Annotated in this window: 8 protein-coding genes; 1 reads left to right on the top strand and 7 read right to left on the bottom strand. The window is 66.6% G+C overall.

The window, feature by feature from the left end; all coding sequences use genetic code 11:
* Positions 1 to 525: 525 nt before the first annotated feature.
* From CWT10_RS02850 to CWT10_RS02830, 5 genes are read right to left on the bottom strand one after another with little or no spacing between them, the layout of a single operon-like run.
* Positions 526 to 2,496 (bottom strand): right-handed parallel beta-helix repeat-containing protein, encoded by a 1,971-nt coding sequence (locus tag CWT10_RS02850; RefSeq protein WP_103062316.1) that lies wholly within the window; start codon positions 2,494 to 2,496, stop codon positions 526 to 528.
* 42 nt (positions 2,497 to 2,538) lie between these two features.
* On the bottom strand, positions 2,539 to 3,582 hold the full coding sequence (locus tag CWT10_RS02845) for an NAD(P)-dependent alcohol dehydrogenase (protein WP_103062315.1): 1,044 nt from the start codon (positions 3,580 to 3,582) through the stop codon (positions 2,539 to 2,541).
* A 42-nt stretch (positions 3,583 to 3,624) separates the two neighbouring features.
* Positions 3,625 to 4,458 carry a carbohydrate ABC transporter permease gene (locus tag CWT10_RS02840; protein ID WP_103062314.1) on the bottom strand — a complete coding sequence of 278 codons (834 nt, stop codon included), beginning with the start codon at positions 4,456 to 4,458 and terminating at the stop codon, positions 3,625 to 3,627.
* Complete coding sequence (locus CWT10_RS02835) at positions 4,458 to 5,393, bottom strand: carbohydrate ABC transporter permease (protein WP_103062313.1); 936 nt, start codon at positions 5,391 to 5,393, stop codon at positions 4,458 to 4,460. Before CWT10_RS02835 ends, CWT10_RS02840 begins: the two co-directional genes overlap by 1 nt.
* Before the next feature lie 39 nt (positions 5,394 to 5,432).
* Positions 5,433 to 6,740 (bottom strand): extracellular solute-binding protein, encoded by a 1,308-nt coding sequence (locus CWT10_RS02830; protein ID WP_103062312.1) that lies wholly within the window; start codon positions 6,738 to 6,740, stop codon positions 5,433 to 5,435.
* 243 nt (positions 6,741 to 6,983) lie between these two features.
* On the opposite strand from CWT10_RS02830, the gene CWT10_RS02825 reads away from it, so the two are divergent.
* Entirely contained in the window at positions 6,984 to 8,057 is a 1,074-nt protein-coding gene (locus CWT10_RS02825) for a LacI family DNA-binding transcriptional regulator (protein ID WP_158247596.1), read from the top strand.
* Positions 8,058 to 8,330: 273 nt separating this feature from the next.
* Here CWT10_RS02825 and CWT10_RS02820 read toward each other — a convergent pair whose 3' ends face one another.
* Entirely contained in the window at positions 8,331 to 10,268 is a 1,938-nt protein-coding gene (locus CWT10_RS02820) for an endo-1,4-beta-xylanase (protein WP_103062310.1), read from the bottom strand.
* A 288-nt stretch (positions 10,269 to 10,556) separates the two neighbouring features.
* On the bottom strand, positions 10,557 to 12,605 hold the full coding sequence (locus CWT10_RS02815; protein WP_103062309.1) for an alpha-glucuronidase: 2,049 nt from the start codon (positions 12,603 to 12,605) through the stop codon (positions 10,557 to 10,559).

Raw genomic sequence — 12,605 nt, 5'->3', positions numbered from 1 at the left:
GCTGGACTGTGGGCCGGGCTGGACTGTGGGCCAGGCTGGTCTGTGGGCCGGGCTGGTCTGTGGGCCGGGCCGGACTGTGGGCCGGGCCGGGCCGCGCGTCCGGTTGGGCCACGGGCCAAGTTCATCGCCAAAGACGTCCCAGCGATCGGACAAGGGGGCCGGGTTGGTGACCAGAGGCCCTGGCCTGCTTACCGCATCAGGACGGTAGGCCGGCGCCTGGGAGCCAAAGTGTCCAAAATCGGCACCAACACCGCGCCCCTCCCAGCACACGCCCTCGGATTGGTTGGAATCATGCGGATCTGGTGCGCGGCGTCGGGCGAGGGAACATCGTTCGTGCCGAATCTGGACACTTCCCCCGGGCCCGCCGACCCCACCAACCGAACTCGATGGTTATATCTACCGAACTCGATGGTTATTTCGACCGAACTCGGCGAACGCGGCTCAAACCGGAAGAACCTGTTTCATGAGCGCTCAGACACGCGGCCGCCCTCGCCCAGAGCAGCAGCGGGCTGAGCCGCATCTGAATCACCAGATCCGCACGCGATTCATCCCCGTCTTCAGACCGGCTAGCGGGCCGGCCGGGTAGGCGGCGTCGTGCTCCTTAACCCCACCCGCCAGGTCGACGTCGGCGAAGGCCTCGGTGCCGTCGGGATTCTCCCAGGCGGCGTCGGGATACCAGGCGCGCCCCAGCGCCCGCCCGGCGATCGTCGTCGAGACGGCCGCGGCGAAGGCCTCCGGCAGCTCAATCGCCAGTTCCACACCGCCTCCCGGAGCATCCTCTACTCCCGCGCGCACCCGCCCCAGGTGGGTCGGCCGAATCTCCTGCGCATAGGCGGTGGCGCCGTTGCCGTAGGCGTTGTCGCGCACGTGCACGGGAAGCTCCACGCCCTCAAACCGCTCGTGGTCCCCCTTGGAGGGGTCGTTGACCTGCGCCAGGTAGGCCTCCACCCCGTGGGGATGCCCATCGAACAGGGCGGTGCCGTCGCTGATCCGCCGGTGAGCCGGAGGGCTAGTGAAGGCCGCTTCCCCAACCGCGGACAAGAATAGGTTCGCGATGTAGCGGTCGTCCCCGCCACGGATGGCCGCATAGCCGGCGACCTCCGTGGAATGCGGCAGATGGTAGGGCGTGGGCCGCTCGATAATGGGTTGGTTGGCGACCACGCCCAGCAGGAGATTATTGACATACGCACCCCCCTGGGAATGCCCCTCCAGGGAGACCGGCGAGGCGAAAACGTTGTGGTCCACTAGGTAGGGGCCGTGACTGACCTCGATGAACAGGTCACGGGTGTTGCGGCGGTACACATTGCGGGTCACGCGCGTGCCCTGTGCCTGCCAGTCCAGCCATGTTCCCAGCGTGCAGTCCTCTATCAGGTTGTGGCGCAGGACCACGTCGATGGCGGCGTGGAGTTTGATGCCGGCGATCTCGTAGCCGTAGAACTCGCGCTTGGTGGCAATGTGGTGGATATGATTGTCCTCAACCACCGAGAACACGCAGCCCAGGTGCCCGACAATGCCGGTCTGTCCACAGTCATAAATGTGATTACGCCGCACCACATGCGAGCCGATCAACTCCCTGGACCAGCCCACCCGACGGGCCGAGAACACCGCCTCCAGCTGGTACTGGTAGCCGGGCTTGTCCAGACGCTCGGCGGCCCAATTCGCCCCGGAAGAGTTCTCCTTGCCCAGAGATACGGCGGAGCACTTGGCGTCGTGGATGTCGCAGTCCTCAATCACCCAGCCCTTGGCCCAGTTGGGCCCGATCAGGCCGGGCTGGTCCGCCGTCGGCGGTGCCCAGGGCGTGGCGGCCTGCGCCAGCTCCAAGCCGCGCACAGTGATGTAGTTGATGTGGTGCACCTCTGGGTAGAACACGCTGCAGCGCACGTTAACCTCCACCAGCGACTCATTGGGATCTGCTGGCCCGAAGTTCGCCCACACCGTAGTGGCCCGCTCCCCCACCTCCGCGTACCAAACGCGCCGGGTCCAGTCCGGGTCGCGCACGGGCTCAGGCGTGCCGGTCCACTGGTCGACGTCCTGGGTTCGCCTGGGCGGACAATCGACCTCCGCCCGACTGGTCACCTCGAATAAGCTGCGCCCATTCAGGTACACCTCTCCCAAGTGCTTGCGCGGGGCCTGCCGGGTGGGGTAGACGATCCAGTCACCCTCGATCTGCTCGGCGAAGGGGTTGAAGTCGCCGAACATGGCATTGGGCAGTTCCGCCCGCCATACGGCGCCCGTCTCCCGCTCCCAGCCGGTCACGACCTCCGAGCCCTTGATCACCGGGCGCTCGCCGGGGGCGGCAGCGAAGGTGATGCGGCGCTCCTCATCTCGCCCGGTGCGCGGAGGGCGCACCCACTCGCGGTAGGTGCCCTCGTGGATCAGGACGGTGTCGCCGGGCATGGCGGCCCGGGCGGCCCGGTTGATGGTGCGAAAGGGGGTGGCGGCGTCGCCGGGGCCGGTATCGGAGCCGGACGGGGATACGTGGAAGACGGTGGACATGTATGCGCTCGTTTCTGTGGTTGTGTGCGGTGGCGACGCGCCTCAGCGCTGAGGATGGACCATGCTCTTGAGTGTGGTTGGGGCGGGCTTGCCCCGCAGCGGGACCTCGGCGTCGGCCAGGCCGTAGTGGTCGGTGGCCAGGGAGTCGAGATCCACCTTCCCGGAGGTGACGAGCTCGATGGCGGTAGGCCAGGTGTTGTTGTAGCGGAAGACGCCGGTGACATTGACCTCGTGGCTGGTTATGTATGCCACTGGCAGGAGCATGTCATCATCCCCCATGCCGATGATGATCGCCGCGCCGCCCGGCTCCACGCGCTTGATGCCATCGACGACGGCGGCGGTCACGCCGGTGGCGTCGAAGAAGGCAGTGAAGGTGCGTCCGTCGAGTGCGACATCCCCGGGTGCGTAAGCCTCGGTCGCCCCCAGCTTCAGGACGGTACGGCGGCGCTGTTCCACAGGGTCGGTAACGACGACGGTACTGGCTCCGTATGCTCGTGCGACCTGGGCGAGGATGGCCCCGATGGGTCCGGCACCGGCAATCAGCACGGTGTCGCCCACGCCGGTATGCGCCTTACGCACCGCGGCGATGCCTACGCTCAAGGGCTCGAGCAGCGCTGCGGCGTCGAAGGACATGTCCTGCCCAATGGCGTGGGCGAAGTCGTCCTGGATGAGGGCGTATTCGGCGAAGCTGCCGTCGATCGGCGGGGTGGCGTAGAACTCGATGTGCGGGCACAGGTTGTACTCCCCCCGTTTGCAGTACTTGCACACGCGGCAGCAGCGTTGAGGCTCGATGGAGACCCGCTGCCCCACCCGGGAGGGATCAACATCGGCGCCGACGGCGACAATGGTGCCGGCTGACTCGTGACCTAGGATAATGGGCCCACGTACCACGTGGTCTCCTATCCGCCCGCGCTGGTAGTAGTGGACGTCGGAGCCGCAAACGCCCACGGACTCTATGCGAACCAGGACCTGGTCCGCATCCGGTGTGGGCACCGGCCGCTCCTCCATTACGACAACGCCGACCTCCTTCAGTACGGATGCGCGCATGGCTTCGGGTAGGGCAGTTGGCTGTGGGTTCTGGTTCATGTCTCTTTCTTTTCTGCTGGGACCTTTGGTTCGGGATGACGATTACTTGCCGACGCCGGCGGTCAGGCCGGCCACCATCTGTCGGCGTCCGAAGGCGTAGGCAACAATCAGCGGTAGGGCCGAGAGCACCACGGCAGCGAGAATGGCGGGCGTGTTGGAGGAGAAGGCCCCCTGGAAGTTCCACAGCGATAGCGGCAGCACGCGCTTGTCGGCACTTTGCGTGAGTACCAGGGGGAACAGGAAGCCGTTCCACACGTTGAGGGCGTCATAGATGGCCACGGTCACCAATGCGGGCCGGCACATGGGAGCGGCCAGGCGCCAGAGCATCTGCCAGTCGGTGGCGCCGTCGACCTTCATCGATTCGAACAGCTCCCGGGGCACATCCCGCAGGAAGTTGGTCAGGATAAGCACCGAGATGGGGATGGCGAAGGCGACCGAGGGCAGTATCAGGGCCCACAGGGTGTCATACAGGCCCAGCTGCACGATCAGGTAGTAAACCGGCACGATCGTGGCCTGGATCGGAATGGCGATTCCCAGCAGGAACAGGGAGAAGATCCGATTGGAGAAGGCGGTGCGACTGCGCACGATCACATAGGCGGCCATGAAGGACACGACGAGGATTGCGGCGACCGTCGCCACCGTCACGATGACCGAGTTCAAGAAGTAGGTCCAGAAATCATTCGCGAAGACCTGGATATACGCGTCCAGCGTCGGGTTGGTCGGCACAGACAGCGGGTTCTCGACGTAATAGTCGGCCTGGGTGCGCAGACTCGTGACAATGATGTAGTAGATCGGGACGACGGCGATCGCCAGCCAGATCCAGCCGAATAGTCCGCCGATCAGGTTGGGGCGCACGCCCCCGCGGAAGAGCCGCATCACAACGCTCCTTCCATGTCGCTCTCCATTTTCGAGCTGCCGGAGACGTGGTTCAGCAGCCAGGCGATCAGCAGGCCGACGACCACCAGGATCACGCCGATCACGCTGGCCCCACCCATGTTGTAGGAGCGGAATCCGGTCAGGTACATGTCCAGAGGCAGTACGCGCGTGGCATTGCCCGGCCCGCCGGCCGTCATCACGAAGATCAGGTCGAAGTAGGTCAGAGAGCCGGTGATCATCAGGGTGGAGGAGGTGATGATCGTGTTCCGCAGCTGCGGCAGGGTTATGTAGAAGAAGTTCTGCACCCTACTGGCCCCGTCGATCATTGCCGCCTCGTAAATACTGGCCGGGATTTGGCGGGCGGCGCCCTGGTAGAGCAGGGAGTGGAAGGGGACGAAGCACCAGGCGATGACCACCATGATTGTCGGCAGTGCCAGGCTCGGATTCCCCAGGAAGTCCCGGGACAGGAAGTCGAGTCCGAAGGCCCTTGACATGCCGAAGTTGGGGTCCAGCAGTGCAGTGAAGGCGATGCCCACCGCGGTGGCGCTGAACAGCAGCGGCAGGAAGTAGAGCACCGCCAGCACGGCGCGGTAGCGCTGCTGTCCGGCCATGAATACGCCCAGCAGCAGGCTGATCGGGGTCTGGATGACCCAGCACATGACCGTCATGATCAGGGTCAGGACGATCGCGTGCTGAGTGGTGGCGTTACCGAGCATCCGGGTCCAGTTGCCCGCCCCGGCCAAGGACAGCTCCCCCAGGCCGTCCCAGTTCATGAAGGACAGTACGAATACGCCGATGAGCGGCACCAGGGCGAAGAAGCCGAAGAAGACGAGCGCCGGAGCGGCGTACCAGGCCGAGGGTCCGGCCCCTACGCCGCGTCCGCCCGATTTGCGGACCCGACCCGCTGCTGGTCGGCGGGCAATGGGATTAGTCATGATCGATCCTGCAAGACATATGTGCGGCTCGGAGGACCCTCACAGGGTCGCGTTCATATTGGTGACGAACTGTTCGGGATCGATCTGCAGTAGGAAGATCTGGGAGAGGTTGGTGAGCAGTTCTTGCGCCGCGGCAGAGGACAGCGCCTGGTCCCACGACTGGGTGAAGCTCCCGGCGTTCTTCACCATGTCATAGCCATAGGCGAGGTACTCGGCGTGTTCAGAGGCGGCAATGGCCGCATCGGCGTCCAGCGCCGCCGGAATGGTGCCTCCTGCCACGAGCGCTTCTATATAGTCCTCGTTGTAGAGCTCCTCATTGAGGTAGTCGATGGCGATCTGCTGCACCTCCTGAGAGCCGCTAGCGGAAATCGACCAGTAGTTGGCGGGGTTGCCGACGATATTGGTCAGATCGCCGGTGCCGCCGGCCACCGAGGGGAAGTCCATGTAGCCGAGGTTGCCGGCGCTCATGAAGTCAGGGGCATCGGTGAGGAAGTTGGCGTAGACCCAGGAGCCCTGGAGGATCATGGCCGCCTTGCCGGTGTGAATGAGGGCGATGTCAGCACCGGAGTCGGCGTCGACCGAGCCATAGGAGTCTCCGAAGCCGCCGGCCCTGACCAACTCCTGAATCTTCTCCAGGGCCCCGGTGATCGCCGGGTCGGACCAGGCGTCTGGTTCACCGGCGACAATCTTGGCGAAGGGTTCTGGGCCACCGATGCGGTCGGTCAGGTATTCGATCCACATCAGGTAGGGCCACTGGGAGGAGCCGGCCTCGGCGAAGGGGATGTACCCGGCGGCGGTGAACTCGGGGACCAGCCTCATCAGCTCGTCCCAGGTGGTCGGCGGCTGCGCGCCGATGGCCTCGAAGGCAGGCTTGGAGTAGTAGAGCATCACCGGCTGAGCATTGTTATTGGGCAGGGCATAGACCTTGCCGTCGATCTTGCCGGGATCCAGCAGCGAGGGGACGATGCGTTCCTGCGCCGTGACGGTGGATTCGGTAAGGTCGATCACCTGCTCGTTGGCGACATAGTCCGCCAGCGTGCCGCCGGCCCAGTTGTACAGCAGAGTCGGTGCATTGCCGGCACCGACGGCGGTGCGGATCTTCTCCTTGTAGGCATCATTGGCGAACCACTCGGTGGCGATCTGCCGCTCGGAGTAGGCGGTGTTCCAACGCTCGAAGGAGTCGCGGAAGGTCTGTTCCGGGCCACCGGTCAGCACCCAGGCAGTGGCACCGCCCCCTGCGGAAGACGCGCCTCCAGGGCGGTTGCCGCAGGCGGCCAGAAGTGAGGCTGCACCCGCAGCGAGCATGCCCGTGGTCATCCGCCGACGCGAAATCTTCAGCTGGTACATGGTTGTTCCTCTCGAGGCGAGTCGGCGCGGCAGCGATGCCACGCCACAGGAGCGGACAACAGCGTCCACTCGGCGAAAACATTTTCGTTTGTTTCACCGACAAACCGATGCTACCCCGTCACATTGCCCCGAATCAACGCCGAAGAAGGGCGCAACTGATCACAATCACATGACGGCCATCGCAAGCGACGCCCGTCGGTGCGAAACTAAATGAAATCTATCGCTCCGCTCCCGGGAGGTCCCGTGTCCAGACCGCGCTCATCCAGTCCTACGCAGGCCGCCGTCGCCGCCCGTGCGGGAGTCTCCGTGGCCACCGTCTCCAAGGCGCTGCGGGCCGATCCCGTCATCTCCGCACCCACACGCACGGCCGTGCTCGCCGCCGCGCGCGAACTCGGGTATCGCACCCCAGTAACCACCCTGCCCGGAGGCGCCGAAGACCGGATCGCGCGCCCGGTGACGGCGGTATTCGACACCGTAGACACCCAGTACGCCGCCCACGTGCTGCGGGGACTGCTGGAGGAGGCCGAGCTCGACGGCGTCTGGCTGCGAGTCCGGCACATTGGTTCGGCGATGGACCAGTTGGATGAGGCACACCGCCAGGCGTGGGAGCACAGTGTGCTGGAGGTGCTGCCATCCTCCTACGGGGTCGTGCTGGTAACCACCGGTGTCACCGCGGCGATGGTCCAGGCGGCCGAGAAGCACGGGATTCCTCTGGTGGCGGTTGACCCGGCCAGCGCGGTGCCCGCGGGCACCTCATCAATTGGCGCCACCAACCACCGCGGTGGCGGGCAGGCCGTAACGCATCTGCTCGACCTGGGACACCGCCGCATCGGCATCATCACCGGCCCCACTGGTTCCATCCCCGCGGGCGAGCGGCTGGCCGGTTACCGCAGCGCTCTGGCCACCGCGGGTATCGAGTGCGATCCCGAGCTGGTGCGCACCGGCCGTTTCGACTACGAATCCGGTGTCCTCCACGGCGGGGATCTTCTGGACCTCCCGGTGCCGCCCACCGCCGTCATCGCCTGCTGCGACGCCGCCGCAGTCGGCGTGATCGAGGCCGCCCGGCGCCGTGACCTGCGCGTGCCCGAGGACCTGTCGGTTGTCGGCTTCGACGACACCCTGACCGCCACGGTCTGCTCCCCACGCCTGACCACCGTTAACCAACCCCTGGTCGACATCGGCGCCGAGGCCATGCGCACCCTCATCCGCCTGGCCACCTCACGCGGCTCCCGCGCCCTGTCTCCCATCGAACTGGCCACCAGCCTCGTAGTGCGTGACTCCACCGCGCCACCCCTTAACACCTGTTCGGTCGATTGACTCCCCGGCACCAGCAGTTCAGTGTTTGGGGGCGGCGATTGGTGGCGTGTTCCGGTCGGCCCTGAGACGGCCTATCCCGCACCCGAGGGCGGGATCAGGTCCCCGTCCCTGAAGCCCGCGCCAACGGGTCCTGGGACACGAGCACGGCGCTCCAGCCGAAATACGACGGGAGGGTGCGACGGCGTCCCATCGCACCCTCCCGCGGTGATGGCCAGTAGCGTCCCCCGCCGTCACCACCCGCAACCGGGGTGTACCGCCCCGGTCACGGGCGTCTCAGGCCAGTCGGCGCCTAGCCCGCAACGCCACCGCTCCTGTGAGTAGCAGCAGGGCCGCCGCTGGCAGCGCCAGGATTCCGGCGCCGGTACGCGCCAGTGGGCCCGTGCCGGCCTTCGGCGACGGCGCCACGCCCACCACCGGGGTCGCAGTTGACGTCCTCGAGGTCGCACCACCGACACTCGATGCGGCCGGGGCGGAGGGCTGAGCGGGGGCCGCCGATGCGCGCGCCGTCGGCTCCTGAGTTGGCTGGGCAGTGGGCTCGGGAACGCTGCACTCCTGCGGCGTCGCCGGAATCTCCTGGCCAACAGCTGCCGCGTACGCCCACTTGCCGCGGTAGTACGGGTCGAACAGCAGCGGGTCGCCCTCGTAGAAGCGCCAGGAGCCGGAGTCGACCAGGCCCCACAGCGTCACCGAGAACAGGTCCCGCTTGGCGTCCTGCTCCGCGAAAATCTGGAACAGACGCTGGTAGAAGCGGCCCTGGTCCAGCAGCGTCTGGGTGTCGACGGGCGTGCCGGTGCGGGTGGGGACGTCCAGTTCGGTGACCGCCTGCACCAGTGGCAGGTCGTCGAAGGCGCTCATGGCCGCACCGAAGCCCTCGACGTCGTCGTCGAGCCAGGCGTGGAATTGGTGCCCGACGCCGTCGATCGGGACGCCGCGCGCCAGCAGCCGCTCTACCAGGGCATGGTAGCGCCCGGTCTTGGAGGAGGCATCGGTGCCGTACTGGGTGTTGTACTCGTTGATGAACAGCGTCACCGGGTGGTCGGCGCCGGGTGCTGCGTAGGTGTAGTTGAAGGCCTCGTTGGCGTAGATGAAGGCATCGTCGATGAACTCCTCGCCCAGGATCTGGTACCAGTAGGAGTCGCGCAACCCATCGGTCTGGGGTGAGGGGCCGTCAGTGATGACCTCGTTGACGACATCGAAGGCCACCAGCGGGTTCGTCTCCGAGCCGAACAACCCGTACCTATCAGACAGGTACTTGGCCACATTGTTGATGTGGGTGCGCATCCGCTCACGCAGCTCGGCGCGGTCCGCCTCGGAGTCACCCGACAGAAAGGTGCCGTCCTCGTGCTGGAAGATCCATTCCGGAGTCTGAGAATGCCATACGAGCACATGCCCATACACCCGGCCGCCGCCCGCCTGCGCCCAGTCCATCACGGCATCGGCCTCGGCGTTCTCGGTGACGAAGCTGTGGTCGCCGTTGTACCAGGCCTCCGGCTTCATGAAGTTCTCAGGAGTGACCTGGTTGAAGTGCCGGTTCAGCAGCTCCAGCGAATCGCCCTGGACGGTGTTGGCCGTAACCGCTGCGCCCACCGGGTAGGGCAGAGCGTCGAGCAGAGAGGCGGAGTCGTCCACCGGGCCGCGCCCGCAGGCGTAGGCGGTGATGGCGGCATCGTCCACGTAGAAGGAAGCGGTGGGGTCCTCCAGTTCTATGTAGATGGTCCCGCCGACTCCCGCGGGTGGCGAATAGCCGCCGGTGAGTTCCACCCACTCCTGACCGACCTCGGTGGGCGGGGCGATCTCCACATACCGCCCGTCGCCCTGGGCGGCGGTGAGCTTGGCGCGGGTGGAAGCCGCACCATCCGGGAGCCGTACCCAGGCGGTTACGTCATAGGTCCGACCGACCTCCATGAACTCTTCTATGGAGATCTCCAGGCCGTGCCAGGCCCGGGTGCGGCCAGTCACGTACAGACTGTTCCAGGGACTGCGCCGCACCTCGTTGGTGGTTGTGGCGGTCACGCCCTCGCCGCGTGGGGCCCACGGCATGTCCGGCTGACTGGACTCGAAGTTGGAGTAGCTGATGGCGTAGGGCTGGGGCTCCGTCGGAGCCGCGACGGCGGCCGCACCCGCGGTCAGGCCCGTGATCGCGACTCCGGCCGCGGCAACCGCCCCGAGTAGGCGGGAACGCCGCGGGCGCCTGATTGTTCTTGTGCGCATGCTGTTGTCTCCTTAGCCGGCCACACATCATGACGCGGCAGGAATCAGCATGCGGCAGTACGTGCCGGCATGGACCCACGCATCAGGACGGGTCGGATGCAATCAGTTGAAGAAGCGTATGGGGAAGGTGCCGGCCGACATTGGCCAGCACCCAATACGCTACACAATCCGAAATCAGCTCTCAACTGTTTCGCCCTGTTTCGATACGACCGGCCCCTCTCACACGTGCTCCGGGCAGACGCTCTCGAGAACCATCGGCCCCGGGGCGACAACCCGTTACAGGCCTAGTCACGGGTAGATCATGCGCCCGGCGGCATCCGGGATGCCCGAGTGACGCAGGAAGTAGGTGCACACCTGGTCTCGCCACTCGACGGCGTTGCGCTCCTGGGCCCGCCAGCGTCGGTCGATGTCGGTGCGGATGGGCTCGGGCACTTGTTCCCGCACCGCCTCCCAGTCGCGCCGCATGGCACGCACCTGCGCCACACCTTCGAAATGGGTGTCGTAGATCCGCTGTATCAACGTAACCCCGGAGCCGGGCAGCACCTGGTCATAGCGCAGATGGTGGAAGAAGAGCAGCAGCCTCTCCGGGCACTCCTCCAGCGACCGGTAGCGGGCCGCGAGCGCCGGTGGATACTGCTCGGTGTAACCGGAGCCCGACGGCGTACGGTCCACGCCCACACCGTCCCGATCGGCGAAGTGGTAGGTGCCCCACGGGGAGTACTCGTATCCGTCGATATTGGGACCGTAATGGCCGCCCGGGGTGACCATGAAGCCGACGCCGAGCGGAGCGGTGTAGTTCTCATACGCCTCCCGGGAGGTGAGCAGGATGCGCACCAGCGCCGCGTGCAGGGCCTCATCTCCGGTGAAGGAGGCGGCGGCCCACTCGCGGGCTATACGCTCGGCGCCGGTGTGCAGGTCCCAGGCGAGCCGGCCGTAGCCGTAGAGGTTGGCCTGGGAGAAGGTGTTGCCGGTCCAGTTCCAATCCCGCCCCACCCCGGCGACGGCGACAACCGCCGAGTCCGTGCGCGCCTTCAGGTCCTGCCCCAGGTCCATGCCGCCGTCGCCGGCGACGTCCAGGTCCAGCACCTCCCGCCAAGCGGTCGGCAGGAAGTAGGTGTCCCAGGCATGCCCGGTGTACTCCTGGGCGATCTGCAGCTCCAGGGCCGCCCGGGTGTGGCGCAGGCCGAGCAGGAGCGGCGAGATCGGTTCGCGCACCTGGAAGTCCAGGGGCCCGTGCTTGATCTGCAGCAGGACGTTGCCGGCGAAGCGCCCGTCCAGGGGCATGAAATGGTCGTACGCGGCGCGGGCCCGGTCCAGGCTGCGGTCGCGCCAGTCCTGGTGGTGGTCATATACGAAGCACCGCCACATGACCACCCCGCCGTGCGGTGCCAGCGCATCGGCCAACAGGTTGGCTCCGTCGGCGTGATCGCGTCCGTAGTCAAAGGGCCCGGGGCGCCCCTCGGAGTCGGCCTTGACCACGTAGCCGCCCAGGTCGGGCACGGTGGCATACACGTGATTGGTCGTCTTCCGCCACCACTGCCGCACGCGCGCATCGAGCGGATCGCAGGTGCCCAGGTCCCCCAGGGTCATGGGGGCGGCATAGTCAACGGCGATGAAGGTGGTGATATGGCGGCGCCGCAGGATGTCAGCAATGGCCTGCACTAGCCCCAGCCGATCAGTCAGCAGGGTGGCCTCGGTGGCGTGAACGTTGACGTTGTTCAGGCACACGGCATTGATGCCGAGTGAGGCCAGCACCAACGCATAGTCGTCGATGCGGTCCGTGTCGGGAGCCAGGCCGCCGTCCTCGAAGAACACCGAGTCGCCGGCGTAGCCGCGCTCCACCGTCCCCATGATGGGGTGGGGCACAAGGTTGTCCCAGTGGTCGAGCATGCGCAGGGACAGATCCGGGGTGCCGGTGGCGGCGTCGCCGCCCGCCAGGATTGCTGCGGGTCCGCCGATGAGCAGCCGCAGGGTGCCGTACAGGGCGCCCGCCCCGTCCGCGCCGACCACGGCCAGGTCACCCGCCTGATCCCTGACGACGCTGTAGCCCTCGGGGCCCGGCGCCTGTTCCGCCAGGGCCCGCCTCGCAGACTCGGCCAGGGATGAGGGCAGCTGATCGGCGTGTGCGCGGGTGGTGATGTTCAGCGTGTGTCGAGCAATCGCCCCCAACTGTGGGGCCGCCGGCGCGGCGGACGCCAGTCGGCACCAGTCGTCAGCGGCCTGGGCCACCAGCTCCTCCTCCCCCAGGATCCGGGGCGCATATGCGGCCAGCCACGGCTTGGTGCCGGGCTCGAGCCACATGGGCGAGCTCGTGGCGAAAGGGGCGGTGGCGGGCAT

The organism is Actinomyces qiguomingii (genome assembly GCF_004102025.1).
GTDB lineage: Bacteria > Actinomycetota > Actinomycetes > Actinomycetales > Actinomycetaceae > Actinomyces > Actinomyces qiguomingii.
This window is presented reverse-complemented; position numbering and strand designations above follow the sequence as displayed.

Excerpts from the sequence above, each read along its gene's own strand:
- CWT10_RS02850 (WP_103062316.1), bottom strand. The coding sequence starts at position 2,496 with ATGTCCACCGTCTTCCACGTATCCCCGTCCGGCTCCGATACCGGCCCC.
- CWT10_RS02845 (WP_103062315.1), bottom strand. The coding sequence starts at position 3,582 with ATGAACCAGAACCCACAGCCAACTGCCCTACCCGAAGCCATGCGCGCA.
- CWT10_RS02840 (WP_103062314.1), bottom strand. The coding sequence starts at position 4,458 with ATGCGGCTCTTCCGCGGGGGCGTGCGCCCCAACCTGATCGGCGGACTA.
- CWT10_RS02835 (WP_103062313.1), bottom strand. The coding sequence starts at position 5,393 with ATGACTAATCCCATTGCCCGCCGACCAGCAGCGGGTCGGGTCCGCAAA.
- CWT10_RS02830 (WP_103062312.1), bottom strand. The coding sequence starts at position 6,740 with ATGTACCAGCTGAAGATTTCGCGTCGGCGGATGACCACGGGCATGCTC.
- CWT10_RS02820 (WP_103062310.1), bottom strand. The coding sequence starts at position 10,268 with ATGCGCACAAGAACAATCAGGCGCCCGCGGCGTTCCCGCCTACTCGGG.
- CWT10_RS02815 (WP_103062309.1), bottom strand. The coding sequence starts at position 12,605 with ATGCCCGCCACCGCCCCTTTCGCCACGAGCTCGCCCATGTGGCTCGAG.